This window comes from Streptomyces sp. NPDC102462 (assembly GCF_044765425.1).
Taxonomy (GTDB): Bacteria; Actinomycetota; Actinomycetes; order Streptomycetales; family Streptomycetaceae; genus Streptomyces.
Genome location: NZ_JBIWKB010000061.1, coordinates 1 through 16,933, shown reverse-complemented (window position 1 = coordinate 16,933; position 16,933 = coordinate 1). Strand labels below are relative to the sequence as shown.

General features: G+C 73.7%; 20 protein-coding genes and 1 pseudogene. 9 read left to right on the top strand and 12 right to left on the bottom strand.

Annotation, left to right across the window (positions count from 1 at the left end; translation table 11 throughout):
- The first annotated feature begins 88 nt into the window (after positions 1–88).
- On the top strand, positions 89–514 hold the full coding sequence (locus ACIRFL_RS35535; protein ID WP_404037124.1) for an SsgA family sporulation/cell division regulator: 426 nt from the start codon (positions 89–91) through the stop codon (positions 512–514).
- Positions 515–536: 22 nt separating this feature from the next.
- Here ACIRFL_RS35535 and ACIRFL_RS35530 read toward each other — a convergent pair whose 3' ends face one another.
- From ACIRFL_RS35530 to ACIRFL_RS35520, 3 genes are all read right to left on the bottom strand, one after another.
- The gene (locus ACIRFL_RS35530; RefSeq protein ID WP_404037121.1) at positions 537–1,025 is read right to left on the bottom strand and encodes a DUF6328 family protein; all 489 of its coding nucleotides are present in this window, start codon (positions 1,023–1,025) and stop codon (positions 537–539) included.
- Positions 1,026–1,071: 46 nt separating this feature from the next.
- A complete protein-coding gene (locus ACIRFL_RS35525; protein ID WP_404037118.1) occupies positions 1,072–2,055 on the bottom strand; it encodes an aldo/keto reductase in 984 nt (327 codons plus the stop codon).
- A gap of 198 nt (positions 2,056–2,253) precedes the next feature.
- A complete protein-coding gene (locus ACIRFL_RS35520) occupies positions 2,254–2,949 on the bottom strand; it encodes a ribonuclease H (protein WP_404037219.1) in 696 nt (231 codons plus the stop codon).
- Between the two features lie 210 nt (positions 2,950–3,159).
- Here ACIRFL_RS35520 and ACIRFL_RS35515 point away from each other — a divergent pair, with 210 nt between their 5' ends.
- Positions 3,160–4,167, top strand: coding sequence for a zinc-binding alcohol dehydrogenase family protein (locus ACIRFL_RS35515; RefSeq protein WP_404037216.1), 1,008 nt, complete (start codon positions 3,160–3,162; stop codon positions 4,165–4,167).
- Positions 4,168–4,301: 134 nt separating this feature from the next.
- On the opposite strand, the gene ACIRFL_RS35510 is transcribed toward ACIRFL_RS35515, so the two are convergent.
- Together ACIRFL_RS35510 and ACIRFL_RS35505 are read right to left on the bottom strand one after the other, a co-directional pair.
- Positions 4,302–4,784 carry a VOC family protein gene (locus ACIRFL_RS35510; protein ID WP_404037115.1) on the bottom strand — a complete coding sequence of 161 codons (483 nt, stop codon included), beginning with the start codon at positions 4,782–4,784 and terminating at the stop codon, positions 4,302–4,304.
- A 110-nt stretch (positions 4,785–4,894) separates the two neighbouring features.
- Positions 4,895–5,272, bottom strand: a complete 378-nt coding sequence (locus ACIRFL_RS35505) for a helix-turn-helix domain-containing protein (protein WP_404037112.1) — start codon at positions 5,270–5,272, stop codon at positions 4,895–4,897.
- 71 nt (positions 5,273–5,343) lie between these two features.
- Between ACIRFL_RS35505 and ACIRFL_RS35500 the strand changes: the two are divergent.
- Together ACIRFL_RS35500 and ACIRFL_RS35495 are read left to right on the top strand one after the other, a co-directional pair.
- Positions 5,344–5,661, top strand: a pseudogene (locus ACIRFL_RS35500) (class I SAM-dependent methyltransferase); the annotation flags it as partial.
- Between the two features lie 201 nt (positions 5,662–5,862).
- Positions 5,863–6,750, top strand: a complete 888-nt coding sequence (locus ACIRFL_RS35495; protein ID WP_404037109.1) for an RNA polymerase sigma factor SigF — start codon at positions 5,863–5,865, stop codon at positions 6,748–6,750.
- Positions 6,751–6,896: 146 nt separating this feature from the next.
- Here ACIRFL_RS35495 and ACIRFL_RS35490 read toward each other — a convergent pair whose 3' ends face one another.
- Entirely contained in the window at positions 6,897–7,349 is a 453-nt protein-coding gene (locus ACIRFL_RS35490; RefSeq protein WP_404037106.1) for an ATP-binding protein, read from the bottom strand.
- A gap of 306 nt (positions 7,350–7,655) precedes the next feature.
- Here ACIRFL_RS35490 and ACIRFL_RS35485 point away from each other — a divergent pair, with 306 nt between their 5' ends.
- Positions 7,656–8,939 (top strand): streptophobe family protein, encoded by a 1,284-nt coding sequence (locus tag ACIRFL_RS35485; protein ID WP_404037103.1) that lies wholly within the window; start codon positions 7,656–7,658, stop codon positions 8,937–8,939.
- 129 nt (positions 8,940–9,068) lie between these two features.
- Here ACIRFL_RS35485 and ACIRFL_RS35480 read toward each other — a convergent pair whose 3' ends face one another.
- Positions 9,069–9,614 (bottom strand): hypothetical protein, encoded by a 546-nt coding sequence (locus tag ACIRFL_RS35480; RefSeq protein ID WP_404037101.1) that lies wholly within the window; start codon positions 9,612–9,614, stop codon positions 9,069–9,071.
- A gap of 247 nt (positions 9,615–9,861) precedes the next feature.
- Positions 9,862–10,272 carry a hypothetical protein gene (locus ACIRFL_RS35475; RefSeq protein WP_404037098.1) on the bottom strand — a complete coding sequence of 137 codons (411 nt, stop codon included), beginning with the start codon at positions 10,270–10,272 and terminating at the stop codon, positions 9,862–9,864.
- A 313-nt stretch (positions 10,273–10,585) separates the two neighbouring features.
- On the opposite strand from ACIRFL_RS35475, the gene ACIRFL_RS35470 reads away from it, so the two are divergent.
- Entirely contained in the window at positions 10,586–10,969 is a 384-nt protein-coding gene (locus ACIRFL_RS35470; protein ID WP_404037095.1) for a nuclear transport factor 2 family protein, read from the top strand.
- Positions 10,970–11,167: 198 nt separating this feature from the next.
- Here ACIRFL_RS35470 and mgrA read toward each other — a convergent pair whose 3' ends face one another.
- Complete coding sequence (mgrA, locus tag ACIRFL_RS35465) at positions 11,168–12,160, bottom strand: L-glyceraldehyde 3-phosphate reductase (protein ID WP_404037092.1); 993 nt, start codon at positions 12,158–12,160, stop codon at positions 11,168–11,170.
- A gap of 108 nt (positions 12,161–12,268) precedes the next feature.
- Between mgrA and ACIRFL_RS35460 the strand changes: the two genes are divergently transcribed.
- Positions 12,269–13,183, top strand: coding sequence for a LysR family transcriptional regulator (locus tag ACIRFL_RS35460; protein ID WP_404037089.1), 915 nt, complete (start codon positions 12,269–12,271; stop codon positions 13,181–13,183).
- A gap of 208 nt (positions 13,184–13,391) precedes the next feature.
- A complete protein-coding gene (locus ACIRFL_RS35455) occupies positions 13,392–13,907 on the top strand; it encodes a DinB family protein (protein WP_404037086.1) in 516 nt (171 codons plus the stop codon).
- Between the two features lie 72 nt (positions 13,908–13,979).
- On the opposite strand, the gene ACIRFL_RS35450 is transcribed toward ACIRFL_RS35455, so the two are convergent.
- From ACIRFL_RS35450 to ACIRFL_RS35440, 3 genes are all read right to left on the bottom strand, one after another.
- Positions 13,980–14,420, bottom strand: coding sequence for a VOC family protein (locus ACIRFL_RS35450; RefSeq protein ID WP_404037084.1), 441 nt, complete (start codon positions 14,418–14,420; stop codon positions 13,980–13,982).
- A gap of 104 nt (positions 14,421–14,524) precedes the next feature.
- Positions 14,525–15,454 (bottom strand): M48 family metalloprotease, encoded by a 930-nt coding sequence (locus ACIRFL_RS35445; protein WP_404037081.1) that lies wholly within the window; start codon positions 15,452–15,454, stop codon positions 14,525–14,527.
- Positions 15,451–15,822: a BlaI/MecI/CopY family transcriptional regulator gene (locus ACIRFL_RS35440; protein WP_404037078.1), complete on the bottom strand. Its 372-nt coding sequence runs from the start codon at positions 15,820–15,822 to the stop codon at positions 15,451–15,453. Before ACIRFL_RS35440 ends, ACIRFL_RS35445 begins: the two co-directional genes overlap by 4 nt.
- A gap of 231 nt (positions 15,823–16,053) precedes the next feature.
- Between ACIRFL_RS35440 and ACIRFL_RS35435 the strand changes: the two genes are divergently transcribed.
- Positions 16,054–16,899 (top strand): aminoglycoside phosphotransferase family protein, encoded by an 846-nt coding sequence (locus ACIRFL_RS35435; protein ID WP_404037075.1) that lies wholly within the window; start codon positions 16,054–16,056, stop codon positions 16,897–16,899.
- Positions 16,900–16,933 lie beyond the last annotated feature (34 nt).

Sequence of the window (16,933 nt, the reverse complement as noted above, 5' to 3'; positions counted from 1 at the left end):
ACCGGGAAATTCCGGCACCCGACTGAGCAACTTGCGCTCCACAGGGGTACTAGAAGGCACTACGTCGACCGTCCTGGGAGGTGCTGAGGTGAAACCCCGTGTGCACAAGACCCTGGTGGTGCAACTCAGGGCGGGCGGCACGGACCGCTGCCCCGTGCTCGCCCATCTGACCTACGACGCCGCTGATCCGTTCGCCGTCACGGCGGTGTTCGCACACGACGGCCATGTCCTCGCCCGCTGGCGGCTGGACCGCGAGATGCTGGCCGAGGGCCTGCGCGGGCCGGTCGGCATGGGCGACGTCCGGCTGCGGCCGGTCGCCACCGGGATGTGGCAGGAGCTGCGCATCGACCTCCTCGGCGACGTCAGGTCCGACGGCGGCCGGCACCACGCGGTGGTGTTCGCGTGGGCACCCGCCCTCGCCGCGTTCCTGCGGGAGACCCGCAAGCTCGTGCCGCCCGGGCGGGAGGAGGTACCGATCGACGATGTCGTGGCGGAGATCCTGGCCGCGGGCTGAGCGGCGCGCCGCACGCGCGGGCTCAGCGCGAGGTGTGGCGGCGGCGCACCCACAGCGGCACCAGGTACCAGCACAGCACGTACCAGGCCACCACCGCGACCACCAGCCAGACCACGGCGGGGTGGTGCTTGGTGGCCACCCGGAGGATCAGCAGCAGCGAGGCGGACATGGTGGCCAGCAGCAGGAACAGGCCGACGAAGGTGAGCCGGGACGCCCAGTCGACCGCCCGGGGTTTGACGCGTCGCCCCGAGACGATGCGGTGCAGCGACACCGGTCCGACCAGGGCGCCGGTGGCGCAGGCGCCGAGCACGACGGTCACCGTGTAGATGACCCGGTCGGCATGGGCCAGGTGGTCGTACTTGCCGCTGAAGACCACGGTGAGCAGGAAGCCGAACAGGATCTGCACGCCCGTCTGGGCGACCCGGACCTCCTGGATGAGGTCGCCCCACATCCGGTCGGCCCGTTCCTCCGCGCTCTCGTCGCGCCCCGTCCGGCCACCCGCCTGCGTCATGCGATGCGGGTAACCGCACCGCCGGTCGTTCAAACGGCGGATGCCCCTACCAGCGGTCCTCCACCCGGGCCTTGATGCGGCGCTCGTACAGGGCCGCGATCGCCGCGAGGGTCTGCTCGGGCAGGGGCGGCAGTTCGGCGGCGGCCGCGTTGGCACGGGCCTGATCGGGGGTGCGGGCGCCGGGGATCACGGTGGTCACGCCGGGCTGTTCGACGATCCAGCGCAGGGCGAGCTGGGCCGGGGTGTATCCCTCGGGGGCGAGGGCGGCGAACTCGCCGGCGGCCTCGACGCCGGTTTCGTAGTCGACGCCGGAGAACGTCTCGCCCTGGTCGAAGGCTTCGCCGTGCCGGTTGAACGTGCGGTGGTCGTTGGCGGCGAAGACCGTGTCCTTGGTGTACGTACCGGACAGCAGGCCGGAGGCGAGCGGCACCCGCGCGATGATGCCGACGCCCGCCTCCCGGGCGGCGGGGAGCACCTGGCGCAACGGCTTCATGCGGAACGGGTTGAGGATGATCTGCACGCTCGCCACGTTCGGCCGGGCGATCGCGGTCAGCGCCTCGGCGCAGGTCTCCACGCTGACGCCGTACGCGGCGATCCGCTCCTCGGCGACCAGGGTATCCAGGGCGTCGAAGACCTCGTCCGAGGAGTACACGGGCGTCGGCGGGCAGTGCAGTTGCACCAGGTCGATGCGGTCGACTTCGAGGTTGCGCCGCGAACGGTCGTTCCACGCGCGGAAGTTGTCCAGAACGTAGTTCTGCGGGATCTGGTCGACGCGGCGGCCCATCTTCGTGGCCACCAGCACGCGCAGGTCCGGCCTGCCGCGCAGGAAACGGGCGATGGTCTGCTCGCTGCGTCCGTCCCCGTAGACGTCGGCCGTGTCGAAGAAGGTCACTCCCGACTCGGCCGCCGCCTCCAGCACGGCAAGGGCCTCCTTGTCGTCCACGTCGCCCCAGTCGGCGCCCAACTGCCATGTGCCGAGGCCGACGACCGATGCCCGCTGCCCCGACCTGCCGATTACGCGTTCGTCCATGCGGTCAGTCTGTCATCCGCCGCCGACCCGCACGGAACGGCCCGCTCCGCCGCGCACCACGGGCCGGCCCGGACCGTCCTCGGGACCCTGCCGGGTCCGCGTCGGGGCCGGTGGGCCGGCCAGGCGTGCGGTCACCGGGCGCGGACGGTGGCGCGCGGCAGGTCGCCGTCGCCGTCGGGCGGGTGCGCGTGCGGCCGGTCAGGCCGCCCCGGTGGAGCGGCACTCCGGGTGGCCCCAGCCCTGGGGGTTCTTGGCGATGGGCTCGCCGGCCGCGTAGGGGCGGCCGCACACGCAGCGGCCGGCGAACTTGGCCTTGATGGTGCGGGCGGAGGAGCCGCCCCCGGACCGGCGGGGCGCCGCCTTGCGCCGGGGGGCCGCGGACGGGGTGCCGGGCGACGGCGGCGGCTGGGGTGAGCCGAGGTCGCTGCCCGCCGGCTCCTGGGCCAGGGCCGCCTGGCTGGCCGCACGGTCGGCGAAGTCGTTCAGCGGGTCGCCGTCGACCTGGTGGGCGGGAACGTAGCGGAACTCGACCACGCGGCCTTCCAGCAGCTCGTCGATGCGCACCACCAGGTCCTGGTTGGCGACGGGCTTGCCGGCCGCCGTACGCCAGCCGTTGCGCTTCCAGCCGGGCAGCCAGGTGGTGACGGCCTTCATCGCGTACTGCGAGTCCATCCGGACCTCAAGCGGGACGCCGGGGTCGGTCGCGGCCAGCAGGCGTTCCAGGGCGGTCAGTTCGGCGACGTTGTTGGTGGCCCTGCCGAGCCCTCCGGCCGCCCAGCGGGCCGGCGCCTCCGCCTCGTCGGACACCACCCAGGCCCAGCCGGCCGGGCCGGGGTTCCCCTTGCACGCCCCGTCGCACGCGGCCACCACACGTTCACCCATGGGCACGATCATGCCATGGCCGCGCGGGCCGTCCGTGCGGGCCCGGTCGCGGACGGCGGTGACCGGGCCGAAGGGAGCGCCGAGCCGTCCCGGCGGCGGCCCGCGCGCCGAACCGGCCGGCCTGCCCGAGACTGGAAGCGGCGGGCGGGGTGCGGCGGGCCGCGACGGGACGGGATGGGACGGGACTGACACGGCATGACGGACTCGACGGCGGCAGGCACGATGCGGGCGTGGTCGGTGACCGCTCCGGGTCCGGTGGAGGGGGAACCCCTCCACCTCGTGACACGGCCGGTGCCGGTACCCGGGGACGACGAGCTGCTGGTGCGGGTGCGTGCCTGCGGGGTGTGCCGCACCGATCTGCACGTCACCGAGGGTGACCTGCCGGTGCACCGGCCCGGCGTGACGCCCGGGCACGAGGTGGTCGGGGAGGTGGCCGGTGCGGGCGCGGCCGTTCAGGGCTTCGCCGTGGGCGACCGGGTCGGGGTGGCCTGGCTGCGGCGCACCGACGGCACCTGCGCCTACTGCCGGCGGGGCGCGGAGAACCTGTGCCCGCGGTCCGAGTACACCGGCTGGGACACCGATGGAGGTTACGCGGAGTACACGACCGTGCCGGCCGCGTTCGCCTACCGGCTGCCGGGCGCCGTCGCGGACGTGGTGGCGGCGCCGCTGCTGTGCGCCGGGATCATCGGCTATCGCGCGCTGCGGCGGGCCGCGCTGCCGCCGGGCGGCCGGCTCGGGCTGTACGGCTTCGGGGGCAGCGCGCATCTGTGCGCTCAGGTGGCGCTCGCCGAGGGCGCCACGGTGCATGTCCTGACCCGGGGCGCGCGGTCCCGGCGGCTCGCCCTGGACCTGGGTGCCGCCTCGGCGCGCGACGCGTACGAGGCGCCGCCCGAGCCGCTGGACTCGGCCGTCCTGTTCGCCCCGGTGGGTGATCTGGTGCCGGTCGCCCTGCGGGCGCTCGACCGGGGCGGTGTGCTGTCCGTCGCGGGCATCCACCTCAGCGATGTGCCGGCGCTGCACTACGAGACCGATCTGTTCTACGAGAAGGAGTTGCGCAGCGTCACCTCCAACACCCGTGCGGACGGCCGGGAGTTCCTGGAGCTGGCCGCGCGGCACGCGGTCCGCGCGACGACCCACCCCTATCCGCTCTCGCGGGCGCCGCAGGCGCTCAGGGACCTCAAGGCCGGCCGCTTCGACGGCGCGGCGGTCCTGGTCAACGACTTCTCCTGAACCCGGACAGCCACGACCACCGCATGGCAACCGCAGACGCGCGCATCGTGCCCGGTCCGCTCCCCCGGCGTCCCGCGCCGCCGACGTGCGTCGACGCGGGGCGCCCGGACCGGGCACGGGTGTGCGGGGGCGGGCTACTCGCCGGCGTGCACCTTCTTCAGCTCGGCGATGTCGAGCTTGCCCATCGCGTACATGGCCCGGGTGGTGCGGGCCGTCTTCTCAGGGTCGGCGTCGTGCAGGAACTCGACGAGTTCTTCCGGGACCACCTGCCAGGAGACGCCGAACCTGTCCTTCAGCCAGCCGCAGGGGCCTGGCGTGCCGCCGTTCTCGGTGAGCCTCGCCCAGTAGTAGTCGATCTCCTCCTGGTCCGCGCAGAGGATCTGGAAGGAGATCGACTCGTTGAAGGAGAACTCGGGGCCGCCGTTGAGCGCGACGAACTTCTGGCCGTTGGCCGTGAACTCGACGGTGACCACGGAGCCGGCCGGGCCGGGGCCGGCCTCGTTGTAGCGGGCGATCCGGCCGATGCTGGAGTTCTTGAAGACCGACACATAGTGGTGGGCGGCCTCCTCGGCCTGCCCGTCGAACCAGAGACAGGTGGTGAATCCGTCGGCGGTCATGGGTACCTCCTGGAGCGTGGAACACGGTCACCCATACCGACCGTGCCACCCCGCGAAACTCATCGGTCCCCGGCCCTGCCGACGACGCGTCCCGGCCTCTCCGCCCAGCGTCAGGCGGCCAGGCACAGCCCCCGGGTGGGCGCGGCGGACGGACGCCGGCCCGCGGCACTCTGCCGGGCCAGCTCGCTGTGGGCCCGGGACAGCAGGTCGCCGAGGCCCAGCCCGAGGGCCCGGGCCGCCGCCGCGAGAACCTCGGAGGACGCCTCCTTGCGGCCGCGTTCGACCTCGGAGAGGTACGGCACGGAGATCCGGGCCGTGTCGGCGACGTCCCTGAGCGTGCGCTCCTGCGCCTGGCGCTCGCGGCGCAGAACGTCCCCGACCAGGTCGCGCCACAGGGGCTCGCCGGGCGCGGGGGCCGGGGTGTCGGGGCGTCCGTCCCTGGGCCGCAGGGGGACGACTCGGGCATCGTTCGGCATGTGGCTGCTCATTCGGTCAGCTTAGAGTTCCCGGGGGCGCCGGAAAGGACCCGGTGTTGCGCCCTGGGTGGAATCGTGGACGCAAGCTCACCGTCGATCTGGCCGGGTCGGGCTGCCGGATCACCGCCGTGGAACTGGGCCCGGCGCTCGCGGCCGTCGCCCGGCGGCGGCTGCGGGTCCAACCGACGGCGCAGGTCGGGGTGGCCGATTTCGAGCGGTGGGAGCTGCCGGCCGAGCCGTTCGACGCGGTGGTGTGCGCGACCGCGTTCCACCGGATCGACCCGGCGCTGCGCGTGGTGAAGGCGGCTCGGGCGCTGCGTCCCTGCGGGTGCCTCGCCCTGGTCACGACCCACCATATGGCGGGCGGCACCCAGGAGTTCTCCGAGCGGGCGCAGCGCTGCTAGGAGCGCGGGGGCCCATTTTGCGCCACGCCGTCGCACGGGGCGCATGCCCCGATGGGCCTCGGGTAGGCGAGTCGCGAACGAGGAATGGCGCGCCGGCGAACGGGTACCGGAGCCGGCACGACAGGGCACTTGGACCGCGGTCGCGGCGCACGCGCCGCGGATCCGGACAACGCACGTGACGTTCGTGGGGAGAGGGCAATGGAGACCGCCGGGATCCGGTCGGAAGCAGTCGTCGTCGAGAAGACCGCCGAGGACGGAGCGGGCGAGGGACCACTGCCGGGGATCGAGGATCCGAAGTCGGTGGCGCCGCGTGACGCGCGGGAACTGTCACGCCGGTTCTTCCAGCGGCTGACGGAGCTGGAGGAGGGCACGCCGGAGTACCAGTACGCACGCAACACGCTCATCGAGATGAACATGTCCCTGGTGCGGTTCGCGGCCGGCCGGTTCCGGGGCCGCGGCGACGACATGGAGGACATCGTCCAGACCGGGATGATCGGTCTGATCAAGGCGATCGACCGGTTCGAACTCTCCCGTGAGGTGGAGTTCACCTCGTTCGCGGTCCCGTACATCGTCGGCGAGATCAAGCGGTTCTTCCGCGACACCACCTGGGCGGTGCACGTACCGCGGCGGTTGCAGGAGCTGCGGGTCGAACTCGCCAAGGCCCGTGAGGAGTTGTCCAGCCGCCTCGACCGCGATCCGACGACCGCGGAGCTGGCCGCGCTGATGGACATCTCCGAGGACGAGGTGGTCGAGGGCCAGCTGGCCGCCAACGGGTACAACTCCGCGTCCCTGGACGCGGCGCTCACCGGTGACGGCCCGGAGGACGGCGAGGCGGTCCTCGCCGACTTCATCGGCATCGAGGAAGAGGGGCTGCGGCTGGTCGAGGACTTCCAGTCCCTGGCCCCGCTGATCGACGACCTCGGCGAACGCGACCGGCAGATCCTTCATCTGCGGTTCGTGGAGGAGGCCACCCAGGCGGAGATCGGCGAGCGGCTCGGGTGCTCGCAGATGCATGTCTCACGCCTGATCAAACGGGTCATCGCCCGGCTGCGCCGGGGCATGCTGGGCGAACTCGGCTACGCCTGAGGCCGGAGCGCGGCGCCGCCGCGGCACGTGGCGCCGCTGCGGCATGTGGCGGCGCCGCTGAAGCCGGGACCGGAGCCGCTGGGGCCGGGACCGGCACGGCGCCCCGGCCCGGCGGGTTCGTGTCCGCGCCACGGGGGTTCGTGGCCTCAGCGGGCCAGGGTGAGCAGGGCGCGTACCCGCTTGCCGACGGGGACCCGTTCGGCGGTCACCTCGGCGGCCAGGGCGTGCACGATCTCCAGGCCGTGCCGCCCGACGCGTTCGGGGTCGCGCGGGTAGCGCCGGGGCAGTGCCACGCTGCTGTCGTACACGGAGACCGTGACCGCCGCGTCGGTGCCCTCCAGCTCCAGGATGTACGGGCCGTTGCTGTGCCGGTCGGCGTTGGTGACCAACTCGCTGACCACCAGGAGCAGTTCCTCGTCGGCACGGTCGTCGATGGTGGCCCGCCAGGCGGTCCTGAGCTGTTGGAGGAAGAGCGCGGCGAAGGAGCGTGCCGCTGCGATGCATCCCGGCTCGCCGGTGTAGTGCGCCGCCCGCCGAAGCGGTTCCACGGGCACGTCGAAACCAGTCGATATCACTGCCCCGTCCAGGTGCTCGAACATCTGTGTCTTCCTCGGAGGCCGATCTGGCCGGTCGCTGCTGCTCCAGTGCTCGTACCCCGAGCGGGACCCCGCAGTCCCCGTCGCGCGTTCGCCCACCGCGCACAGCGGACCCCATGACGGCACCTCGGGGACACCTGGAGGGTATCCGGTCCCGGGGGTCGGACCGGGGCCCACCGGGAAGCCCCGGCGCAGGCCGGTCCGCCGGGGCCGGGCGGGTCCCGGCCCCGCCGGACCGGCCCGGACGGCGCACCCCGCGGACGGACCATTGAGCGGGCGGACGGCCCATGCGCTGCTTAGCGTGGCAGTGTGCGCCCCACAACCGTCGCCGACCGGGCCGTGAGCCGCCACGGCTGGGTCCAGGCCGTGGCCGCGGTGCTGGCGGGGCTTGCCGCCATGCTGGGGGTGGCGGCGCTGGGCCTGTGGGCGGCCGGGGCCACGCGGCTACCGGACGGCGCGTTCCCCCGGGTCGTCGTGGCGACCGTGGTGACGGCGGCCGGCGGCAGCATCGAGCTGTCCGGGAACGCCGGGGTGTTCGCGCGGACCCGGGCGGGGCTTGCGGTGCTTCCGCTGTCGGTCACCCTGACCGGGGTGCTCGTGATCGCCCGGGCGTTTCTGCGTCCGGTGCGGCACCGGACACTCTCCGGCGCCGGACAGCTGGCCGGGTGGGCCGCCCGGATCGCGGTGCTGTGGCTGCTCGCGCTGATCGCCCTCGCCCTGGCCGCCCGTCACACCTTCGCCGTCGACGTCCGCAACGGCACGCTCAGCGATCTCACCGGCCTGTTCGGCGTGACGCCGACGCTGGGGTTCACCACGAACGTGCCTCTGACGGTGCTGTTCGGTCTGCTGTGGCTGGCCGGTGTGCTGCTGCTGGCGCTGCTGGTGTCGCGGGCGCCGCCGCTGCCCGCCCGGCCGGCGCGGTTCCAGGAAGCGGCGCGCCCCGCCGCGTCCGCCGCCGTCGCGCTGCTGCTCGCGTACGTCGTGCTGGGTGCGGTGGCCGGGCTGGTGACGGCGGCCACGCGCGGGCATGCCACGCAGACCTTCGCGGTGCTCCTGCTGGGTCTTCCGAACCTGGCCTGGCTCGCGCTGACCCTCGGTCTGGGTGCCACCTGGCACGGCCGGGTGGACGGCCCGTTCGGACTGCCCCTGCCGCACGTCCTGGACGAGGTGCTGCGCACCCCCGACGTCTCCACGCTGAACCTGCGCACGCTCGCCGAACACGACGGCAGGGCGTGGTGGCTGCTGGTCGCGGCCGTCGTGCTGGTGCCGGCGACCGCGTTCGTGACGGCGGTGCGGTCGCCGCTCGGCACCCCGCTGCGGCACGCGCTGTCCTTCGCCGTGGCGCTCGCCGCCGCGGTGTTGATGATCGGTCTCGTCGGCCGGATCTCGGCGCACTACGGCCTGTCGGTGCTGGGCATCGGCGATCTGGGCGGCGGGCTGTCCGGGGAGCTGCTGCTGCGGCCCGAACTGGGTCCTGCGGTGGGCATCGCGGCGCTGTGGGGGCTGGCCGCCGGCTTCCTCGGCGCACTGCTGGCCCAACCGGTACGACGACGAACCGGAACCGGACGTGAGCGCGGCGCACACACGCGGTGACCCGCACCGGCCGGGCGACAGGGCCGCACGCGAACGCGAAAGTCCCGAACCGGCCGGGCGACAGCACCGCACGCGAGCATGGTGCTCCGGACCTGAGGCGCGCGGGGCGGCGGCCGGTTCCGGTGGGTCTCATGTGTCGTCGTCGGGGGCCGCCGGACCGGGCGGGTCGTGGCCGGCCGGCGGGTGGTCCGGGTGGTCGCGGTCGGTGGCGTAGGTGCTCAGCCGTCTGCCGTCGCCGTACAGCCACTTGCCCTGGCCGGCGTCGTACAGCCACATCGACTCCCCGTCGATCACCACGCCGATCCGCAGACCGCGGGTGCGCTCACGGAAGGTCTCGCCGTCCAGGGCGCCGGCGGCGAGGTCCGCGACGGCCGCCCGGTAGTCGGCGAGGGCCCGTTCGGCGCGGGCGAGCAGCGGGCGCGGATCGGCCGTGTCGCCGGGCGGGCCGCCCTCGTCGGGCGGATCCTGCGGCAGGGCGAGGAGATGACGGCCGTCGACCCAGGCGATCCAGTCGTTGGCGCACCGGATGTGCGCCCAGTCGCCGCGCCGTTCGACGAGCTGGACCGGCAGCAACGGGTCGAGGAGCACCGTGGGCCGGGTGGGGTCGGGCGTCTCCCAGGCGGGGAGCCCGGAGCGGGGGACGACATGGGTGGGCCTGAAGCCGGAGCCGGTCATCGCGCACCGCCCGCGTCCCTGCCCCGGCGGGCCCGGGCCGCCGCCCGGTCGCGGAACCGGGACCCCGCCCGCCACCGGCCCGGCCGCGTCTCGCGCGCACGCCTCGGCAGGGGGCCCGGGCCGGTCTCCGGGACCGGTCCGGGCGCCGAAGGGGCGACCGGCCGCTCCACCATGCCCCGAATTCTACCGATGCGCCCCTGTGCGCGCCGCTCGGTCGGGCGCGCACGGGCCGCCTCCGCAGCTCCCGTCAGGCGACGGGCAGGACGAGCCCCGGGACGGTGCGCTGCATCCGCAGGGCGTCGACGGACTCGGCGAGCAGTTCGTACTCCGTGGTGTCGTCGCTCGCGGCGATGCGCACCAGCCGCCCGCCCGCCAACTCGTCGGCCACCAGCTCCTGTCGGACGTCGTCGGCACACCAGGCGCGGAGCAGCCCGGGCACGTCGGGCACGCCGTCCGCCACCGGGACGAGCGCACCGGGCGGCACGTTGGGGTTCTCGGGCCGCGGATCGAGGCGTTCGGCGATCCAGGAGGCCCGGTCGCGCAGCCACCACAGGGCGAGGGCCAGGGTGGGCGCACGGTAGGTGCCCAGCGGTACGCCGATGCGCTGTCCGTCGCACATCCCGTACGCCGTGACATGGCACAGGAATTCGTCGTGCACGCTCACTCCCCCGTCGCCTCGCTGGTCGTGCCGGCCGGTCCTCGCCTTCCGTGCGGCCCGCATGCGGTGAAGTGCCCCTGACCTTCGAGTATCTTCACTACTGAAACACTGTCACCATGGCTTTTTGGCCACTCTCCTGTCATATTCGCGCTCGCGCCTGGCCGGAATGCGCTCCCTGGCGCGGCGCCGTCGTCATGACCCGAGAGGTAATCGACCCGGCCCGCGACGAAGGGCAGGGTGGTCCCACCGGATCGGCGCACCGGCGATCCGGCTCCCGACCAGCAGGGACGACCTCGATGGAGGCTGATTCGCCATGTCCGTGAACACCGAACGTCACCGCGCCGCCGCCGCCCGCTACTTCGAGGCATGGAACGCCACCGAGCCCGAGGCGCGCGCCAAGGCGGTCGCCGCGGCCTGGGCCGTGGAGGGCGGCTACACCGATCCCCTCGCCGACGTCCGGGGGCACGAGCGGATCGCGGCCGTGATCGCGGCGGCGCAGGAGCGGTTCCCCGGCTTCGTCTTCCGCCCGGTGGGCGCCGTGGACGGACACCATGACACGGCGCGGTTCTCCTGGGAGCTGGTGAACGAGGCGGACGGCTCGGCCCCGGTGGCCGGCTCCGATGTGGTCACCCTGGACGAGGAGGACCGGATCATCCGGGTCCTGGGCTTCCTGGACCGGGTGCCCGCCGGGTCCTGACGGGCCCGCCCGCGGGACGGACCCCCGGTACGACGGCTCGACTCCACGCGAACGACTCCGCGCGACGGTGGAGTCGTGAACCGGGCGCTCGTCCGGCCGGGGCGGATGAGCGCCGGGGTCGCGGGTCGGGGCCGCGCGTGCCGGAGCCGTCGGCCCGGCCGGCGCCGCACGGGGGTGGGCGCCGGCTTCACCGGGTCCCTACGCGGTGACGATCGCGTCGATCCGGGCCAGTTCCTCCGCGTCGAAGTCCAGGTTGCGGATGGTCGCGACGCTGTCCTCGATCTGCCGCGGGCTGCTCGCGCCGACGAGCGCGGAGGTCACCCGGCCGCCGCGCAGCGCCCAGGCGAGGGCGAGCTGGGCCAGGGTCTGGCCGCGGCCCTTGGCGATCTCGTCCAGGGCGCGCAGCTTGCCGACCAGTTCCTCGGTCACCGCTTCGGCCGTCAGGAAGGGGCTGTCGCCGGCCGCCCGTGAGCCCTCGGGGATGCCGTCGAGGTAACGGGCGGTGAGCAGGCCCTGCTCCAGCGGGGAGTAGACGATCGAGCCGACCTCCAGCTCGTCCAGGGCGTCCAGCAGCCCCTCGTCCTCGGGACGGCGGTCGAGCATCGAGTACCGCGGCTGGTGGATGAGCAGCGGGGTGCCCAGCTCGCCCAGGATGCGGGCGGCCTCGCGGGTCTGCTCGGCCGAGTAGTTGGAGACGCCGACGTACAGGGCCTTGCCCTGCTGGACCGCGGAGTGCAGCGCGCCCATCGTCTCCTCCAGCGGAGTCTGAGGGTCGAAGCGGTGCGAGTAGAAGATGTCGACGTACTCCAGGCCCATCCGCGCAAGGCTCTGGTCGAGCGAGGAGAGCAGGTACTTGCGCGAGCCCCACTCGCCGTACGGGCCGGGCCACATCAGATAGCCGGCCTTGGTGGAGATGACGAGTTCGTCGCGGTACGGCCGGAAGTCCGCCGCCAGCGCCTCCCCGAGGGCCGACTCGGCGGCGCCGGCCGGCGGACCGTAGTTGTTCGCCAGGTCGAAGTGGGTGACGCCGAGGTCGAAGGCGCGCCGCAGGATGGCACGCTGGGTCTGCACCGGACGGTCGGGGCCGAAGTTGTGCCACAGGCCGAGGGACAGGGCGGGGAGCTTCAGGCCGCTGCGTCCGGCGCGCCGGTGGGGCATGTCGGCGTAACGGTCGGGGTGTGCGGTGTACAACGCGACTCCAGAGGGGGTTGGCACACGGTCGCTCCCACTCTTGCCCGGCCCGCGGGCAGCGGTCCAACAGGCGAATCCGATGGAATTCAGCGGCTAGGCTTCTCAATCATGGAACTGCGTCATCTCCGGCACTTCGTCGCGGTCGCCGAGGACCAGCACTTCACCCGGGCCGCGGAGCGGCTGATGGTCTCCCAGTCGGGTCTGTCGGCGTCGGTACGGGCGCTGGAGCGCGAGCTGCGGGCGCCGCTGTTCGTGCGCACCACCCGAAGGGTGACGCTGACCGAGGCGGGGCGCGCGCTGCTGGCCGAGGCGGAACGGATCCTGGCCCAGGTACGGGCCGCGCACGAGGCGGTCGCCGCCGTGCAGGGCGTGCTGCGCGGCACGCTGGCGCTGGGCACCGAGCAGTGCATCGCCGGGGTGCATGTGGCGGGCCTGCTGGCCGCGTTCCGGCGGCGCCACCCGGACGTGGAGATCCTGCTGCGGCAGGCGGGCTCCGGCGCGCTGGCCGAGGATGTCGCGGCCGGCCGGCTCGACCTGGCCTTCGCCTACCGCACCCAGGACGACACGGACCAGTTGCGCTCGGTGGCGCTGACCAGCGAGCCGATGACCGTGCTGTGCCATCCCGGGCACCGGCTGGCCACGACCGGGGCGGCGCTGGTCTCGGCCGACGTCGGCGGCGAGGTGTTCGTCGACTTCCACCCGGATTGGGGGCCGCGTCGCACCACCGACCGGGTGTTCGCCGCGGCCGGGGTGCGCCGTACGGTGTCGCTGGAGGTCAACGACGTGCACAGCCTCCTCGACCTGGTCGACGAGGACCTGGGGATCGCCGCCGTGCCCCGCCACTTCCGCCACAAGCGTCCCGCGCTCACGGCGCTGCCGCTGAAGGGCACCGGCGAGGCGGAGTACGAGACGGTCGCGCTGCTGCCGCCGGAGCGGGCCACCAGCCCCGCGGCCCGGGCGCTGATGACCCTGCTGGAGACGGGGGACCCGGCAGCGCACCAGGGCGGGGCCCGCCCCTGCTGACCGTGCCGCCCGCCGCCGCGGCCTCCCGTCCGTTCCGTACCGCCGCCACGGCCGGCACCGCGGACGATGAGGGAACACACCCGCCGCACCGCGCTGTTGGGTCCGCTCGCCCAGGCGGCGGGCCGTCCGCCGGGGCGGCGGCCGGCCGGGCCACTACGGAAGCCGGATTCCGGGCGCAGGACGGCGGGCGATGCGCGATGGTGGACGTATGCATGCCAGGGACATCCTCATCGACGGCTACGGCCGCATCCGGGAAGAAGTCCACGCCGTCCTCGACGGCCTCGGACCGGACGAGCTGAACGCCCGCCCGGCCCCCGACGCCAACTCGGTCGCCTGGCTGGTCTGGCACCTCACCCGGGTCCAGGACGACCATGTCGCCGACGCCTTCGACCTCGACCAGGTGTGGTCTGCCCAGGGCTGGGAGAAACGCTTCGGCCTGGGCCTGCCGCGCCATGACACGGGCTACGGCCACAGCGCGGCGAAGGTCGCCAAGGTACGGGTCGACGCGGCCGATCTGCTGACCGGGTACTACGACGCCGTGCACGAGCAGACCCTCGGGGTGCTGCGCGAGCTGCCCGCCAAGGACCTCGAACGGATCGTGGACGAGCGCTGGGACCCGCCGGTCACCCTGGGGGTCCGGCTGGTCAGCGTCCTGTCCGACGACCTCCAGCACATCGGGCAGGCCGCCTATGTGCGGGGGCTGCTGCGCGGCGGCGCGGCGTGACCCGGCAGGACGACGTCTCGGTGAGCGCCCCGCGGTGCGGGCGCAGGGTGTCCGTGCCGGCGTAGCCGGCGGTCATGCGGGCGTCTCGTCTGGCCGGTGGTGCGGTACCGACGGGCGGGGCGGGGCGGCGGGCTGGAGCAGGTCCCAGCGGTTGCCGTACCGGTCCTGGAAGACGGCGACGGTGCCGTACGGCTCGGTGCGCGGCTCCTCCAGGAAGGTCACGTCGGCGGCGCTCATCCGGGCGTGGTCGCGGGCGAAGTCGTCGGTGTGCAGGAAGAAGCCGACCCGGCCGCCGGTCTGGTCCCCGATCCGGGCGCGCTGCTCCGCGTCCTTCGCCCGGGCCAGCAGCAGGCCGGTGCCGTGCTGCTCCGGGCCGGGCGCGACGACGACCCAGCGCGAACCGTCGGGCCGTGGGGTGTCCTCGACGAGCCGGAAGCCGAGGGCCCGGGTGTAGAAGCCGATCGCCTCGTCGTAGTCGTCGACGACGAGGGTGACCAGGGCGATATGTCTCATCGGGGCCTCTCGGTGGGGTGGACGGTCGCCGAGGTTATACGTAAAACGGCAGAGGTGCCAGTCATCCCGGGCCGCTCGGACGGGGAGGCCGGGCCGGGGCCGGGTCAGCGGCCCCCCTCGCCCTGGGCGACCTCCACCCGGTGATGGAAGTCGATCATCCCGGTCCCCGCGGCGACGCAGGAGACGGCGGCGCAGGCGGCCAGCAGGACGGCGATCCAGGGAACGGCCCGGTGCGCGGAGTGCGGTGCGGACAGGAGGGCCTGGACGCGCCGCGGCACGGGGCCGGTCGTCGCGGCGGGCGCGAAGTCGGGGCGGGCGGAGCGGACGTCCTGGCCGGCGAGGGCGGCCCTGGCGATGGCGCGGGCGGTCAGCCGACGGTCGCCGACGGCGCCGGCCGCGGCCTCGTCGGCGGCCCGTTCGGCCGCGAGCCGGATGCTCTCGCGGACCGGGCGCAACGCGGGGTGGCAGTGCGCGGCGAGTTCGGCGGCGGCCAGGAAGAAGTGGTGGCCGGCCGCGTTGTGCGCCCGTTCGTGGGCGAACAGCGCCTCGCGTTCGGCGGCGTCCAGGCTGCGCAGCATGGCGGTCGTGACGACGATGCGGTGCGGTCTGCCGGGCAGCGCGTAGGCGTCCGGCCGAGGCGAGTCGACCACGCACAGGTCGCCCGCGGCGGGCCCGTGCGCGGCCTCGGTGCGAGCGGTCCGGAAGGCGCGCAGCTGGCGCAGCACGGAGCGTGCCAGGGTCCACGCGCACACGGCGAGCACGCCGACCGAGGTCACGGCGAGCGGCACGACGAGGAGGTCGGAGGCGGTGCGCAGGGGGTGGACCAGCTCGCCGAGCGCGGCGAAGAGGGGCAGTCTGAGCAGTCCGTTCAGGACGAACGCGCCGAGCGCGGCCAGGGAACAGCCCGCGAGGACGACCGTCGGGACGGTGATCACCCAGAGCGCCGCGGCGGGCGCGAGCCGGTCGAGGGCGCGGCGGGCCAGCGCCGGCACGGCGAACGGCAGCAGCAGCGGAAGCAGCAGCGCCGCGGTCATCGCTCACCGGGTTCGAGCAGGTCGCGCAGGACGCGCTCGTCGTCGGGGCTGAGCTGGGCGACGAAGCGGGCCAGCACCGTCTCCCGGTCGCTGTCACGGTCGAGTTCGGTGTGCATACGACGGGCGGTCAGGCCCTGCGCGTCCTGGACCGGCACGTACGCGTAGCCGCGACCCTGGCGGTGCCGGTCCACGACGCCCTTCTCGTGCAGCCGGGACAGGATCGTCGTCACGGTGGTGCGGGCCAGGTCCGCGCCGAGGCTCCGCTGCACCTGGCCGGGCGTCTGCGGTCCGCCGGCGGCCCACAGGGCGGCCATGACGCTCGCTTCGAGCTCACCGGCCGGCCGGCGTTCGTCCTTCGAGTCGCCCATGGGAACGCCCCTCACCTCCGTCTTCACCCACCGTCCAGCAGAACGTCTACACGATTGTAGTAAGCGGACCTCCATGGTACGGCCGCGCCCGCGCGTGCGACTTTTCGAGTGGGGTGACACCTGGTCGGCCCGACTGCCACTCAAGGTGAGGGCGCCTGTGGCCGGCGCTCGGTGACATGTCGCACCGGAGGTCGAGTGGCCGCTCCATCTGTCCCCGTACTGTGGCTTCGCATGACCGACGCTGAGATCGAGATCACCGCAGACCTGGTCCGCGACCTGCTGCAGGAGCAGCATCCGGACCTTGCAGGGCTCGCCGTCCGCGAGGTGCCGGGCGGCTGGGGCAACCAAATGTGGCGCCTCGGGGACGAGTTGGCCGTGCGCATGCAACGCATGGACCCCACCCCGGAACTCCAGCTCAATGAGCGCCGGTGGCTGCCGGTGCTGGCCCCGCGCCTGCCGCTGCCGGTGCCGACCCCGGTGCGGTGCGGCGAACCGTCCGCGCGCTTCCCCAAGCACTGGACCGTGATGACGTGGGTTCCCGGCGAGCCGCTGGACCACTCCTCGATCAGCCGCGGCGACCACGCGGCCGACACCCTGGCGGGCTTCCTCAAGGCACTTCACGTGGAGGCGCCCGCTGACGCGCCGATCAGTGAGGACCGCGGCGACCACCCGAAGAAGTGCACGGACGGCTTCGACCACTTCTTCCACGCCGTCGTCCCCGACGACCTTGCCGACGATGTCCGGTCCGTCTGGGACGCCGCCGTCGCGGCGCCCGAGTGGGAGGGGCCGCCGCTCTGGGTGCACGGCGACCTGCATCCGGCCAACGTCGTCGTCTCGGACAGGACGCTCTCGGGCGTGATCGACTTCGGTTCCATGTTCGCCGGCGATCCGGCATGGGACCTCGCCGCCGCATGGGTCATCCTTCCCGCAGGCGCCGCCTCACGCTTCTTCGACGCATATGCGCAAGCGGACGCGGGGACGATCCGGCGCGCCCGCGGGCTGGCCGCCCTGAAGAGGGGCCTTGTCCCCGAGGAGTGGACACCTGTTCGTGTCGTTATGCGGCAAGTGTCAGGGTAGCTGACTGCTGTTCGTAGGCGATCGGCGCCTGCTG